Annotated in this window: 15 protein-coding genes and 3 rRNA genes; 1 reads left to right on the top strand and 17 read right to left on the bottom strand. The window is 53.4% G+C overall.

Going from position 1 to position 19,859, the window contains the following annotated elements; genetic code table 11:
• Positions 1-96 precede the first annotated feature (96 nt).
• The 5 genes from guaB to MKY58_RS27705 form a co-directional block, all read right to left on the bottom strand.
• The gene (guaB, locus tag MKY58_RS27725; protein ID WP_339322884.1) at positions 97-1,554 is read right to left on the bottom strand and encodes an IMP dehydrogenase; all 1,458 of its coding nucleotides are present in this window, start codon (positions 1,552-1,554) and stop codon (positions 97-99) included.
• 457 nt (positions 1,555-2,011) lie between these two features.
• Positions 2,012-2,128 (bottom strand): 5S ribosomal RNA (gene rrf, locus MKY58_RS27720).
• Between the two features lie 144 nt (positions 2,129-2,272).
• Positions 2,273-5,202, bottom strand: a 23S ribosomal RNA gene (locus MKY58_RS27715).
• Between the two features lie 354 nt (positions 5,203-5,556).
• Positions 5,557-7,110: ribosomal RNA gene (locus MKY58_RS27710) — 16S ribosomal RNA — on the bottom strand.
• The 16S, 23S and 5S rRNA genes sit together here, the layout of an rRNA operon.
• 429 nt (positions 7,111-7,539) lie before the next feature.
• Entirely contained in the window at positions 7,540-8,073 is a 534-nt protein-coding gene (locus tag MKY58_RS27705) for a hypothetical protein (protein ID WP_339322883.1), read from the bottom strand.
• Positions 8,074-8,178: 105 nt separating this feature from the next.
• On the opposite strand from MKY58_RS27705, the gene MKY58_RS27700 reads away from it, so the two are divergent.
• Positions 8,179-8,766 carry a TetR/AcrR family transcriptional regulator gene (locus MKY58_RS27700; protein WP_246537164.1) on the top strand — a complete coding sequence of 196 codons (588 nt, stop codon included), beginning with the start codon at positions 8,179-8,181 and terminating at the stop codon, positions 8,764-8,766.
• A gap of 147 nt (positions 8,767-8,913) precedes the next feature.
• On the opposite strand, the gene lysS is transcribed toward MKY58_RS27700, so the two are convergent.
• From lysS to MKY58_RS27640, 12 genes are all read right to left on the bottom strand, one after another.
• Positions 8,914-10,431, bottom strand: coding sequence for a lysine--tRNA ligase (gene lysS, locus MKY58_RS27695; protein ID WP_339325260.1), 1,518 nt, complete (start codon positions 10,429-10,431; stop codon positions 8,914-8,916).
• 165 nt (positions 10,432-10,596) lie between these two features.
• A complete protein-coding gene (gene greA / locus MKY58_RS27690; RefSeq protein WP_160045468.1) occupies positions 10,597-11,073 on the bottom strand; it encodes a transcription elongation factor GreA in 477 nt (158 codons plus the stop codon).
• A gap of 274 nt (positions 11,074-11,347) precedes the next feature.
• Entirely contained in the window at positions 11,348-12,370 is a 1,023-nt protein-coding gene (gene dusB, locus MKY58_RS27685) for a tRNA dihydrouridine synthase DusB (RefSeq protein ID WP_339322882.1), read from the bottom strand.
• 54 nt (positions 12,371-12,424) lie between these two features.
• Positions 12,425-12,628, bottom strand: a complete 204-nt coding sequence (locus MKY58_RS27680) for a helix-turn-helix transcriptional regulator (RefSeq protein ID WP_339322881.1) — start codon at positions 12,626-12,628, stop codon at positions 12,425-12,427.
• Entirely contained in the window at positions 12,580-13,128 is a 549-nt protein-coding gene (folK, locus tag MKY58_RS27675; protein WP_339322880.1) for a 2-amino-4-hydroxy-6-hydroxymethyldihydropteridine diphosphokinase, read from the bottom strand. The genes MKY58_RS27680 and folK overlap by 49 nt, the downstream gene beginning before the upstream one ends.
• A gap of 64 nt (positions 13,129-13,192) precedes the next feature.
• Complete coding sequence (gene folB / locus MKY58_RS27670; RefSeq protein WP_212952169.1) at positions 13,193-13,555, bottom strand: dihydroneopterin aldolase; 363 nt, start codon at positions 13,553-13,555, stop codon at positions 13,193-13,195.
• Between the two features lie 7 nt (positions 13,556-13,562).
• The gene (gene folP, locus MKY58_RS27665) at positions 13,563-14,441 is read right to left on the bottom strand and encodes a dihydropteroate synthase (RefSeq protein WP_339322879.1); all 879 of its coding nucleotides are present in this window, start codon (positions 14,439-14,441) and stop codon (positions 13,563-13,565) included.
• Entirely contained in the window at positions 14,422-15,330 is a 909-nt protein-coding gene (locus MKY58_RS27660; protein WP_339322878.1) for an aminotransferase class IV, read from the bottom strand. Before MKY58_RS27660 ends, folP begins: the two co-directional genes overlap by 20 nt.
• Positions 15,327-15,908, bottom strand: coding sequence for an aminodeoxychorismate/anthranilate synthase component II (gene pabA / locus MKY58_RS27655; RefSeq protein WP_339322877.1), 582 nt, complete (start codon positions 15,906-15,908; stop codon positions 15,327-15,329). Before pabA ends, MKY58_RS27660 begins: the two co-directional genes overlap by 4 nt.
• Entirely contained in the window at positions 15,905-17,509 is a 1,605-nt protein-coding gene (locus tag MKY58_RS27650; RefSeq protein WP_339322876.1) for an anthranilate synthase component I family protein, read from the bottom strand. The genes pabA and MKY58_RS27650 overlap by 4 nt, the downstream gene beginning before the upstream one ends.
• Positions 17,510-17,670: 161 nt before the next feature.
• A complete protein-coding gene (gene cysK, locus MKY58_RS27645; RefSeq protein ID WP_036712783.1) occupies positions 17,671-18,609 on the bottom strand; it encodes a cysteine synthase A in 939 nt (312 codons plus the stop codon).
• 276 nt (positions 18,610-18,885) lie between these two features.
• Entirely contained in the window at positions 18,886-19,848 is a 963-nt protein-coding gene (locus MKY58_RS27640) for a peptidyl-prolyl cis-trans isomerase (RefSeq protein WP_339322875.1), read from the bottom strand.
• Positions 19,849-19,859: the final 11 nt, after the last annotated feature.

Below are 19,859 nucleotides of genomic sequence, written 5' to 3'. Positions count from 1 at the left end.
TTCTATCACAGGGGATTAAGCAAAAAAAGACAGACAGGCCTAAATTCGGCCTGTCTGTACAAGAAGATGTTGGTTAAGTGCAAATCATCTTCGGTTTTATACGGAGTAGTTTGGAGCTTCTTTCGTGATTTGGACGTCATGCGGATGGCTTTCGCGGAGCCCTGCGCCGGTAATCCGTACGAATTGGGTGTCTTCGCGAAGTTCCTCAAGATTTTTCGTGCCGCAGTATCCCATGCCGGAGCGAAGACCGCCGATCAGCTGGTGGATCGTATCCTTCAACGGGCCTTTGTACGCTACGCGTCCTTCGATGCCTTCCGGTACGAGCTTCTTATCGTCGTCCTGGAAGTAGCGGTCTTTGCTGCCCTGCTTCATAGCGGCCATGGAGCCCATACCGCGGTATACCTTGTAGCGGCGTCCCTGATAAATTTCAGACTCGCCCGGGCTTTCTTCCGTGCCAGCAAACATGCTTCCGAGCATGACCGCGTGTCCGCCTGCAGCCAACGCTTTCGTGATCTCGCCGGAATATTTGATGCCGCCGTCAGCGATGAGCGGAATGCCATATTCGCGGGCGACTTTCGCGCAGTCGTAAATGGCAGTAATTTGCGGTACGCCGATACCGGCGATCACGCGCGTCGTACAAATGGAACCAGGTCCGATGCCCACCTTAACGACGGAGGCACCGGCTTCGATCAAGTCGCGTGTGGCTTCGCCGGTTGCGACGTTGCCTGCCACGATCGTAAGTTCCGGATACAAGCCGCGAAGCTTACGGACAAAATCAAGGATATTGATGTGGTGTCCGTGCGCGGAATCGACCACAATCATGTCGACGCCGGCTTTTACCAGCGCTTCCGCGCGTTCAAGGCCGTCCTTGGAAATACCGATCGCTGCGCCGACCAACAGGCGTCCTTGCGCATCCTTCGCCGCATTCGGGAACTGAATCGCTTTTTCGATATCCTTGATCGTGATAAGGCCTTTCAAAACGTTATTATCGTCAACCAAAGGAAGCTTCTCGATTTTGTGCTTCTGCAGAATAACCTCAGCCTCTTGCAGCGTTGTGCCGACCGGAGCCGTAACCAGGTTTTCCTTCGTCATCACTTCTTTGATTTGAATGCTGTAATCGTGCACGAAACGCAGGTCGCGGTTCGTCAAAATCCCCACCAGCTTATGCTGCTCGTCCACAATCGGCACGCCGGAAATGCGGAATTTCGCCATCACTTGCTCAGCATCGGAAACAAGGTGATCAGGTGTCAGGGAGAATGGATTCGTAATAACACCGCTTTCGGAGCGTTTTACGCGGTCTACTTCTTCAGCCTGCTGCTCAACGGACATGTTCTTATGGATAACGCCAATCCCGCCCTCTCTGGCGATCGCGATAGCCATGGCGGCTTCAGTAACGGTATCCATACCGGCACTGATGAGCGGAATGTTGAGCTTCACATGCTTGCTTAATCTCGTGGACACGTCCACTTCCTTCGGCAGCACCTCAGACTTGCGCGGCACCAGCAACACATCATCAAAAGTAAATCCTTCTTTACTGAATTTGTCTTCCCACACCTTAGAACTTCCCCCTCATTGTCATGTATTGTATTCGTCAAAACCCTTATACTACAAGGCTTGAAAATCATTTTCTGAAAATATATTATTGCCATCTTAGCAAAGGCCCTGCGAAGCTGTCAAGGAATTGAGGATGGTAAAACAAACAGAAAATGCACTTGTCTAATACCCGAAAATACATGTCCACTGGTAAAAGACAACGATTCAAAAAAAGACATCTCTGGATGGGATGTCCAATGTTTGCAGGCCAATGATCAAAACATATTCAAGTGGCCGATCTTAATGCCATCAACTTTGCCTCGGAGCACCCGCCACATCTTAGCGTTGTTACAATAGGCTATTATTATGTGGCAAAACGCCCATTCATAATCCGCCGACCTTCTCGAGCTTCAAGAAATCGCCCAAACGTGGATAAATAAAAAAACCACCGTCGATTGTTCATCAACAGTGGTTCTTCGCTTGGCAGCGTCCTACTCTCCCAGGACCCTTCGGTCCAAGTACCATCGGCGCTGGAGGGCTTAACGGTCGTGTTCGGGATGGGTACGCGTGGAACCCCTCCGCTATCGCCACCAAACGATTTCAAGTGCTTTGATCACCTGAAAACTAGATACGAAACGTTTGCGTTTTAATTTCCATAGTATTTCCCGGTTTTTGTTCCGGGCCCCGCCAAAGTACTCGGAATCAGCTGCGAAGCTGCTCTTCACTTTGGTGGGTCATTTAGGATAAGCCCTCGACCGATTAGTATTGGTCAGCTCCATGCATTGCTGCACTTCCACCTCCAACCTATCTACCTCGTCGTCTTCAAGGGGTCTTACTAATTGGGAAATCTCATCTTGAGGGGGGCTTCACGCTTAGATGCTTTCAGCGCTTATCCCGTCCGTACGTAGCTACCCAGCCATGCTCCTGGCGGAACAACTGGTGCACCAGCGGTACGTCCATCCCGGTCCTCTCGTACTAAGGACAGCTCCTCTCAAATTTCCTACGCCCACGACAGATAGGGACCGAACTGTCTCACGACGTTCTGAACCCAGCTCGCGTACCGCTTTAATGGGCGAACAGCCCAACCCTTGGGACCTACTTCAGCCCCAGGATGCGATGAGCCGACATCGAGGTGCCAAACCTCCCCGTCGATGTGGACTCTTGGGGGAGATAAGCCTGTTATCCCCAGGGTAGCTTTTATCCGTTGAGCGATGGCCCTTCCATGCGGTACCACCGGATCACTAAGCCCGACTTTCGTCCCTGCTCGACTTGTAGGTCTCGCAGTCAAGCTCCCTTCTGCCTTTGCACTCTTCGAATGATTTCCAACCATTCTGAGGGAACCTTGGGGCGCCTCCGTTACTCTTTAGGAGGCGACCGCCCCAGTCAAACTGCCCGCCTGACACTGTCCCCGTACCGGATTACGGTACCAGGTTAGAACCTAGATACGATCAGGGTGGTATCCCAACGTCGCCTCCACCTAAGCTGGCGCTCAGGTTTCAAAGGCTCCCACCTATCCTGTACAGATCGTACCCAAATCCAATATCAAGCTGCAGTAAAGCTCCATGGGGTCTTTCCGTCTTGTCGCGGGTAACCTGCATCTTCACAGGTATTAAAATTTCACCGGATCTCTCGTTGAGACAGCGCCCAAGTCGTTACGCCATTCGTGCGGGTCAGAATTTACCTGACAAGGAATTTCGCTACCTTAGGACCGTTATAGTTACGGCCGCCGTTTACTGGGGCTTCGGTTCACAGCTTCGGGATTACTCCCTAACCGCTCCCCTTAACCTTCCAGCACCGGGCAGGCGTCAGCCCGTATACTTCGCCTTACGGCTTCGCACAGACCTGTGTTTTTGCTAAACAGTCGCTTGGGCCTTTTCACTGCGGCCCCCTCGTGCTATTCACACTACCGGGGCACCCCTTCTCCCGAAGTTACGGGGTCATTTTGCCGAGTTCCTTAACGAGAGTTCTTCCGCGCGCCTTAGAATTCTCTTCTCGCCTACCTGTGTCGGTTTGCGGTACGGGCACCTTCACCTGGCTAGAGGCTTTTCTTGGCAGTGTGAGATCATGACCTTCGGTACTATAATTTTCCCTCCCCGTCACAGCCTAGCCTTAACGATGTGCGGATTTGCCTACACATCAGCCTCACTGCTTGGACAGACATCCATCAGTCTGCGTCACTACCCTCCTGCGTCACCCCATTGCTCATAGCGGTTTACGGTGGTACAGGAATTTCAACCTGTTGTCCTTCGACTACGCCTTTCGGCCTCGCCTTAGGTCCCGACTTACCCTGAGCGGACGAGCCTTCCTCAGGAAACCTTGGGCTTTCGGCGGATCAGATTCTCACTGATCTTTTCGTTACTCATACCGGCATTCTCACTTGTATACGCTCCAGCGCTCCTTACGGTACACCTTCAACGCTGCATACAACGCTCCCCTACCCCTGATGCAAGCATCAAGCCATAGCTTCGGTGGTGTGTTTAGCCCCGTTACATTTTCGGCGCAGAGTCACTCGACCAGTGAGCTATTACGCACTCTTTAAATGGTGGCTGCTTCTAAGCCAACATCCTGGTTGTCTGTGCAACTCCACATCCTTTCCCACTTAACACACACTTGGGGACCTTAGCTGATGGTCTGGGCTGTTTCCCTTTTGACAATGGATCTTAGCACTCACTGTCTGACTCCCGGTCAATCAGTCTATGGCATTCGGAGTTTGACTGAACTTGGTAACCCTTGCGGGCCCCGCACCCAATCAGTGCTCTACCTCCACGACTGTACAACCGAGGCTAGCCCTAAAGCTATTTCGGGGAGAACCAGCTATCTCCGAGTTCGATTGGAATTTCTCCGCTACCCCCACCTCATCCCCGAATTTTTCAACATTCGTGGGTTCGGGCCTCCAGTGCGTGTTACCGCACCTTCACCCTGGACAGGGGTAGATCACACGGTTTCGGGTCTACGCCCACGTACTATAGTCGCCCTATTCAGACTCGCTTTCGCTGCGGCTACGGCTTCTCACCTTAACCTTGCACGGGAACGTAACTCGCCGGTTCATTCTACAAAAGGCACGCCATCACCCATAGATCGGGCTCTGACTTCTTGTAAGCACACGGTTTCAGGTTCTATTTCACTCCCCTTCCGGGGTGCTTTTCACCTTTCCCTCACGGTACTGTTTCACTATCGGTCGCTAGGGAGTATTTAGCCTTACCAGATGGTCCTGGCAGATTCATACGGGGTTTCACGTGCCCCGCACTACTCGGGATCCGTCTCGGAGGGAACTGACTTTCGGCTACAGGGCTTTTACCTTCTATGCCGGGCCTTTCCAGACCTCTTCGCCTAACCAGTTCCTTTGTAACTCCATGTGAGACGTCCCACAACCCCGGCCAGCAAGCTGACCGGTTTAGGCTAATCCGCGTTCGCTCGCCGCTACTGACGGAATCACTATTGTTTTCTCTTCCTCAGGGTACTTAGATGTTTCAGTTCCCCTGGTATGCCTCTTCATAACCTATGTATTCAGTTATGAGTGACTGACTATTACATCAGCCGGGTTTCCCCATTCGGACATCCCCGGATCAAAGCTTGCTTACAGCTCCCCGAGGCAGTATCGTTGTTCGCCACGTCCTTCATCGGCTCCTAGCGCCTAGGCATCCTCCGTGTGCTCTTAGTAGCTTAACCTTTGACTCCTGTTTGCCTCGCCTCGCTCCGTTGTTTTGTGCTTCGCACAAAGCCAAAGTCGCTCTTCGATTCAAACACTCGTCTGCTACCTTTGTTACTTGGTCAATCACTTGACACAAGCAGCTAAAAGGATATTTCTAAAACGCAAATTCGTTTCGTTATCTAGTTTTCAAGGATCAAAACCCGGTTTTTCCAACCGGACTTATATCATACCATCCTCAGCACCGCTTGTCACCAAGCAAGTTCTGGAAATCGTATGTGAGAGTTTGAACTCTCAAAACTGACCAACGAGTGAGATCGTTTTGCCTTACGGCATATTTGAATGTTTCCGTTGCAGGAAACGATTCTCCATAGAAAGGAGGTGATCCAGCCGCACCTTCCGATACGGCTACCTTGTTACGACTTCACCCCAATCATCTACCCCACCTTCGGCGGCTGGCTCCTTGCGGTTACCCCACCGACTTCGGGTGTTGTAAACTCTCGTGGTGTGACGGGCGGTGTGTACAAGACCCGGGAACGTATTCACCGCGGCATGCTGATCCGCGATTACTAGCAATTCCGACTTCATGCAGGCGGGTTGCAGCCTGCAATCCGAACTGAGACCAGCTTTGATAGGATTGGCTCCGTCTCGCGACTTCGCTTCCCGTTGTACTGGCCATTGTAGTACGTGTGTAGCCCAGGTCATAAGGGGCATGATGATTTGACGTCATCCCCGCCTTCCTCCGGTTTGTCACCGGCAGTCATTCTAGAGTGCCCACCTTAAAGTGCTGGCAACTAAAATCAAGGGTTGCGCTCGTTGCGGGACTTAACCCAACATCTCACGACACGAGCTGACGACAACCATGCACCACCTGTCTCCTCTGTCCCGAAGGCCGCCTCTATCTCTAGAGGATTCAGAGGGATGTCAAGACCTGGTAAGGTTCTTCGCGTTGCTTCGAATTAAACCACATACTCCACTGCTTGTGCGGGTCCCCGTCAATTCCTTTGAGTTTCAGTCTTGCGACCGTACTCCCCAGGCGGAATGCTTAATGTGTTAACTTCGGCACCAAGGGTATCGAAACCCCTAACACCTAGCATTCATCGTTTACGGCGTGGACTACCAGGGTATCTAATCCTGTTTGCTCCCCACGCTTTCGCGCCTCAGCGTCAGTTACAGCCCAGAAAGTCGCCTTCGCCACTGGTGTTCCTCCACATCTCTACGCATTTCACCGCTACACGTGGAATTCCACTTTCCTCTTCTGCACTCAAGTCACCCAGTTTCCAGTGCGAACTAGAGTTGAGCCCTAGCCTTAAACACCAGACTTAAGTGACCGCCTGCGCGCGCTTTACGCCCAATAATTCCGGACAACGCTTGCCCCCTACGTATTACCGCGGCTGCTGGCACGTAGTTAGCCGGGGCTTTCTTCTCAGGTACCGTCACTCGGATAGCAGTTACTCTACCCGACGTTCTTCCCTGGCAACAGAGCTTTACGATCCGAAAACCTTCATCACTCACGCGGCGTTGCTCCGTCAGGCTTTCGCCCATTGCGGAAGATTCCCTACTGCTGCCTCCCGTAGGAGTCTGGGCCGTGTCTCAGTCCCAGTGTGGCCGTTCACCCTCTCAGGTCGGCTACGCATCGTCGCCTTGGTGAGCCGTTACCTCACCAACTAGCTAATGCGCCGCAGGCCCATCCGTAAGTGACAGATTGCTCCGTCTTTCATTATCGCTCCATGCGAAGCGATAAATTATCCGGTATTAGCTACCGTTTCCGGTAGTTATCCCGGTCTTACGGGCAGGTTGCCTACGTGTTACTCACCCGTCCGCCGCTAACCATCAGAGGAGCAAGCTCCTCATCAAGTCCGCTCGACTTGCATGTATTAGGCACGCCGCCAGCGTTCGTCCTGAGCCAGGATCAAACTCTCCAAGAAAGTTTGTAGCTCATTTTGAATCTGACGAGAATTTAATTCTCATTTTTGCTCCGCAAACCATCCAGCCATAGGCTTGGACCGATTTACTTCGCGATCGGCTTTGCAAGCAAAGCCTGTATCTCACTCGTTGTTCAGTTTTCAAAGATCAAACATTTCGTTTTCGTCGCCGCCGTTATGTTCAGCAGCAACTTTTATAATATATCATGTTTTGTTTCTTAATGCAAGCTTTTTTTGAAATTGTTTTTTCAAAGCTTTAAAGCTTGCTGGCTTTAAATGCATACCGCATTTATCGGCCGGAATAATAATATATCATGAATCTATTTAGCTTGCAAGCTTTTTTTTGAAATTAATATGTTCAGGGATATAAGAACGGTATTTAGGTAGAATCCATTGCTTTGCTCGGTCGAATCTTCCTATATCCCATCCCCGCTACTTTTGCTCTTTTGGCCAAATCGTATAGCTGAAGCTGATTAAAAAATCGATCGCCAAAATCATGCCCCACATCCTCGGTATGCCTTTTAACGCTTCCGTCCTCGAAGGGTCATTTACCATCCAGATCATCAGCATCAGCAAAACGACGCCCACAACCCATGCCATCAAATGCCGGTACCACCCTTCCCGCTCGCGCCGGGCGCGCTCTTTTCCGTACTTCGGCGCAGGTGCCGGCTTTTCCCCTCCTGCAAAGCGGTATGCAAAACGTTCATCCGCCCATTTGATCATTCGATGTCCGTATGCGACGGTGACCCCAATATATATCGCGGCCAACCCGTGCATGAATTCCGCCGTGGCTCCGCTGCGCAAATCGATGACCGTAAACGCGATAAGCAAAATATCGACAACCGGCGTGGCAAAGAGCAAGATGGCTCCCATCCGCTTCCATCCCGCAATATACCTGGCGCTAAGACCGGCCAGAACCAACACCCAAAATCCGATTTCGCACGCCACAATCAAAGCTGCAATCATGATGGCTTCACCCTTCCCTTTTTAGAACAATTGTATTAAAAACAATTTATCACGACTGTATTAAATAAACAAGGGAAATGTTATACTAAGGACATGCCTAAAATCGTGGATCATGAAAAACAAAGGGAAAAAGTTGCGGAAGCCACCTGGCGCGTCATTCAAAAAATGGGGCTGGACCAGGCTTCGGTCCGGAACATCGCGGACGAGGCCGGACTGTCCGTGGGTTCGATGCGCCATTATTTCTCGACGCATTCGGAACTGCTCTTCTATGCCATGAAGATGGTTTCCGACCGTGTCGGAAAACGGATCGCCAACATTGATTTCAGCGGGGACCTTTTGACGGACATTCCTCTCCTCGTCGACGAGATTCTGCCTACGGACGAGGAGAAACGGCTCGAAATGGAGGTCTGGTTCGCTTTTGTCGTCAAATCGCTGTCCGACAAGGATCTCGCTAGATATCGCCTGGAAGTCGATGATGGGCTCAGGTCCATTTTTATTGAAATCATGGATGGATTGGCCGCCAAAAACCTGGCTGCCCCAGATTTGGACGCCGAGCTTGAAATCGAACGCTTTTATGCCTTGATCGACGGATTGGCCATCCATGCCGTACTCAGGCCGGAAAAGATGCCGGCGGACTTGATGCGCAGAACCGTATATCGTCATCTTCAGTCGCTTTGCCGCCCATCCGAATGAAACGCAAAAAAGGAACAGACGTGACCCCGTCACGCTGTTCCTTTTTTCTTATGTTATAAAAGCTTGCGGCGAATCTTCATCTCCATGTCCCAAGAAGTCTGATGAATCCGGTCATGAAATTCGTCTTCCCCGTTAAACCGATTTAAGCTACTCCTGCGTACGGTTTCTCATATGAGGGAATAACAGTACGTCGCGGATCGAAGGCGAGTTGGTCAGCAGCATCACGAGACGGTCCACGCCGATGCCGAGTCCGCCTGTAGGCGGCATGCCGTATTCGAGCGCATTCAGGAAGTCCTCGTCCATTTCATGCGCTTCGTCGTTGCCTTGCTCCCGTTCCTTGAGCTGTGCTTCGAAACGCTGGCGCTGGTCGATCGGGTCGTTCAGCTCGCTGAAGGCATTGGCATGCTCGCGCGCCACGATAAACAGCTCGAAGCGGTCCGTAAAACGCGGATCCTCTTCGTTTTTCTTCGCCAGCGGCGAGATTTCGACCGGATGCCCGGTAACGAACGTCGGTTGGATCAACGTTTCCTCTACAAATTCCTCGAAGAACGCGTTCAGAATATGGCCGAAGGTCATATGCGGCTCGACTTTGACGTTATGCTCCTTGGCAAGGCGATGCGCCTCTTCATCCGTCATGTGCACGCCGAAGTCTACGCCTTTGACTTCTTTAACCGCATCCACCATGGACACGCGGCGCCAGCCCGGTGCGAGGTTGACCTCATGCCCCTGGTAATTGATGACCTGGGTGCCGAGCACTTCCTGCGCGATGTGGGCAATCATGTTTTCCGTCAAGTTCATGATGTCCTTGTAATCGGCATAAGCTTCATACAGCTCGATCATGGTGAATTCCGGGTTGTGGCGGGTGGAAATGCCTTCGTTCCGGTATACGCGACCGATCTCGTATACTTTTTCCAGGCCGCCGACGATCAGGCGCTTCAAGTGAAGTTCGATCGCGATGCGCATATAAAGCTCCATGTCGAGCGCATTATGATGCGTGATGAACGGTTTCGCGGCAGCGCCGCCTGCGATGGCATGCAGCGTCGGCGTCTCCACTTCCAGATAACCCTGGGAGTCCAAATAGCGGCGCATCGACTGAATGATCCGGGAACGGGCGATAAACGTTTGCTGTACTTCCGGATTGATAATCAGATCCACGTAACGCTGACGGTAACGAAGCTCGACGTCCTTCAGGCCGTGATATTTGTCGGGCAGCGGATTGAGGGACTTCGCGAGAACCTCGACTTCGCTCGCTTTGATCGTCGTCTCTCCCGTTTTGGTCTTGAACATCGTGCCGGCGATTCCGACAATATCCCCGAGATCAAGCAGGCGGAACGCTTCAAAAGCCGTTTCCGGCACGGAATCCTGACGCACGTAAATTTGGATTTTGCCGCTGAGATCCTGAATATGGGCAAAAATCGCCTTCCCCATGCCGCGTTTGGCCATAATCCGGCCCGCAACCTTCACTTCGATATGTTGCTCGTCCAGCTCTTCTTTGGTCATACCGTCATATTTCTTAAGCAGCTCTCCCGCATGATGGGTGCGGTTGTATTTTTTTCCAAAAGGATCAATCCCAAGGCCCCGCAGCTCGTCCAGCTTGCCGCGGCGAATTTGCAGCATTTCGCTAAGTTCCATTTCTTGTTCGTGGTTGTTTACTTCTTCCGACATTTTCATTCGTCACTCCTTCAATCCTACTGCCTGTCCTTCCAAGAAAAACAGGGTACTGCATGACATAACCGGGGAATACATGAATTCATTCCCATTTCATCCTATATATCTGAAAAAAAGCTTCCTAAAGGAAGCTCTTTCTTACAATCCTAAAGCAGGCCGATCTTATTTCTTGATATCGATGATTTTGTATTGGATCACGCCGGCAGGCACGTTTACGTCCACGACGGCTCCTTTTTGCTTGCCTAAGATCGCCTTGCCGACCGGGCTTTCATTCGAAATCTTGTTGTTTAGCGGATCCGATTCGGCCGTGCCCACAATCGTATACTCCATCGTGTCGCCGTACTCCATGTCCTGCACGATCACCGTCGCGCCAACCCCGACAATATCGGTATTGATTTCGTCGTTGTTGATGATGCGCGCATTGCGAAGCATTTTTTCAAGGGTGATGATGCGTCCCTCAATAAAGGCCTGCTCGTTTTTGGCATCCTCGTACTCGGAGTTTTCGCTGATATCGCCGTAGCCGATGGCTACTTTGATCCGTTCCGCAACCTCGCGCCGCTTGACCGATTTCAGGTTCTCGAGTTCGTCTTCCAGCTTTTTGAGTCCGTCCTGTGTCAGAATGACTTCTTTATCGCTCATCTTAACCGATTCTCCTGTCATATAAATGAATTTAAAGCGATTCGGTTTCATAACCCATTCCACCCATTATGAAACGGAATCAAAAAAACGAGTATAGAATGAACTACCCAGCTTGCTTTAGATCAATCTATATTTATGCAAAGTGTGAAGGATCAGAACATCCCTCTGCTGTTTTAAGGATAAAGTCGAATTTATACTGAAAAATTATATGGTAAGCATTTCAAAATGTCAATCGCGCGCAATTTTGTATATGCATGGTCATGACATGGCGGAATTACCGGGAAACCGCCGCCGCCTCAACCGCTTCTGCTTCCAGTTGCTCCCTCTCTTTGAGGCTTGCAACGAAATTTTCCAAAATTCGGACCATTTCGTCCCGCTTCGTTCCTTCCATGATTTCGTCTTTGATGCGGGCGGATCCTTTGAGCCCTTTCAAATACCAGGCCAAATGCTTGCGCATTTCGCGTACGGCCACCGCTTCTCCCCGCAACGCAATGAGACGGTCCATATGCAAAATCGCAATGCGGATCTTCTCTTCGGCCGCCGGTTCCGGCAACAGCTCCCCGGTTTTCAAATATTCGATCGTGCGGTACAGCATCCATGGATTGCCCAGCGCTCCGCGGCCGATCATGACCCCGTCGACTCCGGTTTGATCCAACATCCGGCGGGCATCCTCAGGGGTGACCACGTCCCCGTTGCCGATGACCGGGATCGATACCGACTCTTTGACTTGTTTTATAATATCCCAGTCCGCATGGCCGGTATACAGCTGCTCGCGGGTACGGCCGTGTATGCTGACCGCTTTCCCTCCGGCGCGTTCCACCGCTTGGGCGTTTTCGACCGCAAAAATGTGATCGCTGTCCCAACCCGTGCGCATTTTGACCGTCACCGGTTTGTCTACCGCATCCACCACGGCCGCTACCATTTCGTAAATTCTGTTGGAATCGAGCAGCCAGCGGGCGCCTGCGTCGATTTTGGTCACTTTGGGCGCAGGACAGCCCATGTTAATGTCGATAATATCGGCATTCGTCTGTTTATCCACGACCTTCGCCGCTTCCACGAGGGAGTCGCGGTCGCCTCCGAAAATTTGCAGGCTGAGCGGTTTCTCCCGTTCGTCGACAAAAAGCATCTCCTGCGTGCGCCGGTTGCCGTGGACGATCGCTTTGCCGCTAACCATCTCCGCGCAAACCAGTCCGGTTCCGAACTCCTTGGCGATCAACCGGAAAGCCGGATTGCAGACACCCGCCATCGGAGCGAGGACGACCTGATTTTTCATTTCAATATCGCCAATTTTCAACATGGGATCTCTTTGTCGCTCCTTTGACTTCATGTAATCATTTATATACCCGTAACTCTAAGGATTGGTAAGCTCCTCGAGCGATATGCCCAGTACCTCCGCAATTTTCGCAAGCGTGCGCTCGTCGGCACGGCGGTTGCCCCGCTCGATGGCGCCAAGCAGCGTCAGCGAAATGCCGCATCCCGACGCCAGCTCCTGCTGCGTGTATCCTTTTAACTTCCGAAAGGCGCGGATGCGCTGTGCCAGCTGCATGTTTTCCAAAGCTGTAAACCGTCCTTTCCATCCAGTCTTTCCAACGCTGCGAACAGGATAGGCCGCAATCCGGAGGATTCGCCCTCCGGCACGACGTCTTTCAAAGGGACGAGCACAAACAAACGCTCTTCCATGCGAGGGTGGGGCAAAATCAGCTCCTCGGTGTTTTCCCGCCGCCCCTCCATCCAGATCAGGTCCAAATCGACGGTTCTCGGGCCCCAGCGTATATGCCGAACGCGTCCAAGGTCTTTTTCGATTTGCTGCATGACGTGCAGCAGTCCGTAAGCATCGAGCGTAGTGCGAACCCGTATGGCCATATTCAGAAAAAGGGGCTGGTCGACGTAACCGACCGGCTCGGTCTCATATAAATCGGAACATTCGAGCACCGTAACGTCCGGATGCCGATCGAGACGTTGCACCGCATCCATCAGCGTTTCCTCGCGGTCGCCCAAATTGGCCCCTAAAGCAATATAAGCCTCTGATGACTCAGAGGTGGATTGTGCATTCATGGCAGATTCTCGCTTTCTTGTTCTTGGGACTAGCAAAAAGGCTTCGTCAGCCGCTCATTCTTTGCTAACTCCTCGTTCTGTGAAGCTCCACGGTGACCCCCTGAAAATGGATGTCAAAGGGAGGGTGCGGTTTGGTCACTTTGACCGTCAATGCATCGATACTAGTATAAGTGTCCAGTAACAAGGATGCAACACGTTCGCCGAGCGCCTCGATGAGGCGGAAAGACTCGGTTTCAACGACTTTTTTCACGAGCTCGTGCACTTCGGCATAATTTACCGTTTTGCTCAAATCGTCATTTCGGCCGGCTTCCCGCAAATCGAGCTCCAGCTCCAAATCGATATAGAAACGTTGGCCCAGCTTGCGTTCCTCTTCAAACACGCCGTGGTACCCGTAATATTCCATCCGATGCAGCTTCATTTTATCCATGGATCCGTCATCCCTCCGTAATTTGTTCGCGTACCCTTCTCGTATCCGGCGAGGCATACAGCATCGCGTCGCACATATCCACGGTCCGCTTGATTTGTTTCACGTCATGAACGCGTACGATTTGGCAGCCTTGGGCAATGCCAAACGCGACCGTGGCCGCCGTTCCTTCGACGACATCCCCAACCGGAAGATCCAGCACGGTACGGATAAACTTTTTGCGGGAGGTCGCGAGCAGCACCGGATAACCGATCCCGACGAGCCGGTCAAGCTGCGTCATGATCTGCAGGTTTTCCGGCAAATTTTTCGCAAAACCGACGCCCGGATCCAAAATGATCCGTTCCCCGGCAACGCCGGCCTTCAGCGCCAATTCGACGCTTTCCTGCAGGTCCCGCACGACGTCGGCCGTAAAATCGCCATAGTTCATATCTTTTCTGTTGTGCATCAAAATAACCGGGCAGCCGAGTTCGGCGGCCGCTTGGAGCATATCCGGGTCCTTTTTGCCTCCCCAAATATCGTTCATGATATGGGCTCCCGCCCGGATCGCTTCCCGCGCTACCTCCGCTTTATACGTATCCACCGAGATCGGGATATGGGGGGCGGCCCGGTGCAGCGCTTCAATGACCGGAATGATCCGGCGCAGCTCCTCTTCCGCGGACACCGGCTCGTAACCCGGCCGCGTCGATTCGCCTCCGATGTCGATCAAGTCCGCCCCGTCCTCCACCATTTGCAAGGCATGCCGAACCGCTTGATCCGGGTCGACGTACCGGCCACCATCCGAAAATGAGTCGGGGGTTACGTTCAAAATACCCATAATTTTGGTGGATGCACCAAGCTCAAGCACCGCTTCGCCCATCCGGTATGTCCGTTCATAGATTGTCGTTTTCATGATAGCCTCCCGTTTGCCGGCGGTACAACCGCAGCAGTATATCCGTTAACGGTCCGATTCGCCCTTCGCCGATGATCGAAACAGTGCCGTCCGGGTCGATCAACGAGGTGACGGGCACCAATTCCTGAATGGAAGTGGTCAGCCAGATTTCATCCGCTTCCCGCAAGTCTTCCCAAGTGTAAAACCCTTCCTCGCAGCGTATTCCCGCCTCCGAGGCCAGCTCCAAAACCAACCCGCGCGTAATGCCGGGCAGCAGGCCGCAAGCCGCATCCGGCGTACAGACCTTTCCGTTTTTCGCGAAAAAGACGTTGCTCACGATCCCCTCCGACACATGCCCGTCCGCATTCAGCATCAAGCCTTCGGCATGAAGCCGCACCGCTTCGGGATCGGAGGAAAGCTCCCTCTTGGCCAAAATGTTGTTCATGTAATGGAGCGACTTCAAACGGACGGGGCCTTCCGGCGAATTTCGCCGCGTGCCCAGCAGTTTAAGAGGTTTGCCGTGGGTATACAGCGTCGGCGCCGGCTCGGGCAGCGGTTTCGCCATCAGCACCGAAGTGGGACGGCTATACATTCCCGCGGGCAATCCGAGCGCATCCTCCCCCGCGCTGACCGTGTAACGGACATACGCTTCCACCAGCCCATTAGCCTCCATCAGCTCTGCAATCCATTCCCGCAGCTGCAGGGCATCCGGAAGCGCGGAAACGTCGATGCCCAGCGTTTTGCAGCCCGCCGTCAGTCGAGCCAAGTGCCGCTCCAGCAAAAACGGCTTGCCGCCATAGGTCCGGAGCGTTTCGAACAAACCCATGCCGTATAAAAAGCCGTGATCCATTACGGAGACCACGGCAGCAGAAGCATCCATACATTGACCGTTTATCAGAATCCGATTCATGCGCCCGTCGTCGCCGTCCGCTTCAGGAAATTGCGCAGCATCTGGTGTCCATGGTCGGTAATGATCGACTCCGGATGGAATTGAACGCCCTCGATCGGGTACTCCTTGTGGCGCAGTCCCATAATTTCGCCCTCTTCCGTTTCTGCGGTAACTTCCAGGCAATCGGGCAGCGTGCTGCGCTCCACCAGCAGGGAATGGTACCGCGTCGCCGTAAACGGTGACGGCAATCCCTCGAATACCGACGTTCCTTGATGCAAAATCGGCGACGTTTTGCCGTGCATCAGCCGCTCGGCGCGAACGACCTTGCCGCCGAATGCCTGTCCGATGGCCTGGTGCCCAAGGCATACGCCAAAAATCGGAACCTTGCCTTTAAAATGCTCAATGGTCTCGAGGCTGATTCCCGCTTCATTCGGAGTGCACGGCCCCGGCGAAATCAGAATATGATCGGGAGCCAGCGCTTCGATTCCTTGGATGTCGATTTCGTCATTGCGGAATACTTTGACCTCTTCCCCCAGTTCCCCGAGATATTGAACCAGGTTATACGTAAAAGAGTCGTAATTGTCGATCACCAGAATCATGCTCTCATCTCCTCTTCACGCCGCTGCGACCGGGCAGCCGCTTCCTTTTCGCTCAAAAGGACTGCCTTGACGACGGCTTTGGCTTTATTATGGCATTCGCGGTATTCGCGGTATGGCTCGGAGTCGATCACGACGCCCGCGCCGGTCTGAATCATGCCGATCCCGTCCAAAACGACCAGCGTTCTTATGATAATATTTAATTCCAAATTTCCATTGTAGTCAATCCAGCCCATGGAGCCCGTATACGGGCCGCGTCTGACCGGTTCCAGCTCCTCGATGATCTCCATCGTGCGCACCTTCGGCGCTCCCGTGATCGTTCCCCCCGGGAAGAGGGCGGCAATCACGTCAAACGCGTCTTTGCCCGGTGCGAGCCGTCCCTCCACCTGGGAGACCAGATGCATGACATGGGAGTACTGCTCGACGGTCATCAGCTCCGGTACCCTGACCGTCCCGTAGGCGGCCACTTTGCCGATGTCGTTGCGCTCAAGATCCACCAGCATGACATGTTCCGCGCGTTCCTTTTCGCTGCCCAACAGCTCGGCGGCCATCGCCTCGTCCTCCGCCTTCGTATGCCCGCGGCGCCGCGTGCCGGCGATCGGACGGGCGCCGATCAGGTCCCCCTGCCGCTTGACCAGAAGCTCGGGAGATGCGCTCACAAGGCTGAAGCCCGGAGAACGAAGCATTCCCATATACGGCGACGGATTCAATACTCTCAGCCATTCATAAATCCGTTCCGGTTCGGATTGAAGCTTCCGTTCCTGCCTGAGCGACAAATTGACCTGAAATACGTCTCCCTGCCGGATATAATCCTGGATCGCCGTGACCGCCCGTTCAAAAGCCTCGCGCGTAAAGGCGCTTTCCATGCCGGGCCATTCACCCGAATCCGGCTCCGTTTGCCCGTCTTCCACGTGTTTTTGCCGATGCAGCCGTTCCTCTTCGATCTCGCCCCGCGCTTGTACCGTAAACCGGGACCATCGGTCACACATCGTTTGGGCCCTTTCCCGGGCGGCATCGTAAGCCCCGCCCAGGTCAGTATCTGCCTTTACGTTCGCATGGACCGCACAAAAGAGTTTTTGCCTAGCATGGTCATAGATCCATATCTCGTCGAATAACATCCAAAGGTAATCCGGGACATCCGGATGGTCGGCAGCGGTAGCCGGAAGCTCTTCGAGGAACCGGACGACATCGTAACCCAGGAAGCCGACGCATCCCCCAAGAAACGGCGGCAGGTCGGCCGCCAAATCGGCCCGGTCCTCCGGCGCAGGCCCCTTGTAAGGCGCCATCCATTGTTTTATAGCCTTAAGCGGAGATGCTGCCGAACATGCCGTGCTGCCTTCCCGAAGGCAGGTTACGCTCGCTTCTTCTCCCTTCCCCCGCAATACCGATGTAGGTTCCAGCCCCAAATAGGTGTAACGTCCATCCTTGCCGCTCTCGAGGACAAAGGAATGCGGAGACGCCTGTTTCCAGGCATGCGACCAAGACGCGGGCAGACCGCTGCTTTTCCCCCGGCAATCCGCCTCGAGTACAAAAGGCAGCATCGTATATCCTTTTTCGGCCCACCTTTTCCAATGCTTCAACGTAATGACGCTTTCCCCGTTCATTTCTTCATTCCTTTCGCTGCAAAAGCTTCTCTATTGGTTGTCAGTATACTTGCCCGCTCCCCTTTTGAAAAGGCCCTTTCCCGGTTTTTTGCCGAAAACGCCCGATTCCCCAAAAAAACCCTGCCGCCGTAAAAACGGAAGCAGGGCTAACAATGTTCGAATTAACCTTCGAAGTTATAGAGCGGCGTGCTGAGATAACGTTCGCCGTTGCTCGGGATGATCGCGACGACGCGTTTTCCTTTTCCGAGTTCCTTGGCCACCTTGAGCGCGGCATATACCGCTGCGCCGGAAGAAATGCCGGCAAGGACGCCTTCTTCTTTCGCTACGCGGCGCGCCGTTTCAAAAGCTTCCTCGTTCTCGACATGAATGATTTCGTCATAGATTTCGCGGTTCAAAATGTCGGGAATGAAGTTCGCGCCAAGACCCTGGATCTTGTGAGGACCCGGCTTGCCGCCGGCCAAAATCGGGGAAGCCGCTGGTTCGACCGCAACGATTTTGATATCAGGGAAACGGTTTTTCAGCACTTCGCCCGCGCCGGAGATCGTGCCGCCCGTACCGATGCCCGCTACGAACGCATCCAGCGTGCCGCCGATGGACTCGATCGCTTCAACGATTTCCGGACCCGTCGTTTCGCGGTGGATTTTTACGTTGGCCGGATTTTTGAACTGCTCAGCCATGAAATAACCCGGGTTCTCCCGTACGATTTCCTCGGCTTTTTTAACGGCTCCGTTCATGCCCTCCGCTCCCGGAGTCAGCACCAGCTCAGCTCCATAGGCGCGAAGCAGGTTGCGGCGCTCCAAGCTCATCGTTTCCGGCATGACGATCACCGCTTTGTATCCTTTCGCCGCAGCGACCATCGCCAGGCCGATCCCCGTGTTGCCGCTTGTTGCTTCCACGATCGTGCCGCCTGGTTTCAGCGTGCCGTCCTTTTCGGCTTCCTCCACGATGCTGATGGCGATCCGGTCTTTAACGCTTGCTCCCGGGTTTTGGTATTCGAGCTTGAGGTAAATTTCCGCGCTGTCTTCCGGAACCAGACGGTTCAAACGAACAAGCGGGGTGCTGCCGATCAATTCAGTAACATTATTCACGACTTTAGCCATAGTAAAAATCCTCCCTTTTGAACGGTAAAATTCGTTTTAAGATGTATGCGGATTCAGTTCGTGCGTCTGGCTGTAAAAACCGATTTTATATCCGAGTAAATAAGTAGGTATTTAGTACCTTTATCTTAACAACCTTCCCTCCGAATGTCAATACGAACCCTGCTTGAGCAGCGCTTCATTTCCGCATCCGGCCTAAGGCACCCCGGCCTGACTCCAAAAAAACAACCCTCGCTTCATGGATCCGCAGATCCACTCGGCAAAGGTTTGAAAAAGGCATTATCTCGCCCCCTGCCCGGGCGGGGTTTCGGCTATGATTTTAGCGCCGTATTTATCCCGAAGCTGCGCCTCAAGCTCCGTTAACGGGACGGCTTCGTTCAAAGCGAGCTGTTTGCGGATGCCCTCCCTGATGTCCTCGCTGCTTGGTTTCTCCGTTTCTTGGATATCGATGACCTGCATCACCGCGTATCCGTCGTCCTGAAGCTGGATCGGACCCGCAATGTCCCCCGTCTGCAGCTCCTTGGCCGCGTCGAGCAGCTCCGCCGGAACGAACGGATCGTCTTCTTCGATCCAACCGAGGCGGCCGCCTTGCAGGCGGGTGTATTCGTCGAGGGACAGCTCTTCGGCCAGTTTGCCGAAATCCTCTCCCCGTTCAAGGCGGTCCAGCGCCTCATTGGCGGCTTTACGGCTTTTGAGCTTGATCCACGCCAGCTCGTATTGCTTTTTCGGCTCGAATTCCTCTCGATGCTCCTCCAGATACCTGTCCACGTCCGCATCACTAATATCAATATGGAGGGTGGCGATTTTTTCGAGCGTCAATTGGTAAGCTGCTTCCGCCCGAATATCCGCGGGGGAAAGGCCCAATTGGGCGTACATCGATTGAAAATAAGCTTCCTCCGACTCGTATCCGGCGGCATCGGCTTTGACCTTCTCCGCGATTTCCTCCGGCGTTACCCGGATTTGCAGCGCTTTGGCTTCGGCATCCACCGCCTTCTGGTTCAGCATCTGCAAAAGCATGTTCTTCCCATGCGTCCGCTTCAACTCTTCAACCCACTCGTCCTCCGTGATGATCTGACCGTCGAAAGCAGCGACGGCTTTCCGGCCGCCCTGCTCTTCGTCCGGTTCATGCACGGTCCCGGCAGGCTTTAGCCCCCGGATGACGATGAGGCTCCCCATAAACAACACGCCCGCTGCCAAAATGATGACTGCGGCCCATAATGCCTTTTCTTGTCTGGTCATCATCCTGTCATCCC

The sequence above is a fragment of the Paenibacillus sp. FSL W8-0194 genome (genome assembly GCF_037969745.1).
Classification (GTDB): Bacteria; Bacillota; Bacilli; order Paenibacillales; family Paenibacillaceae; genus Paenibacillus_AQ; species Paenibacillus_AQ cookii.
This window is presented reverse-complemented; position numbering and strand designations above follow the sequence as displayed.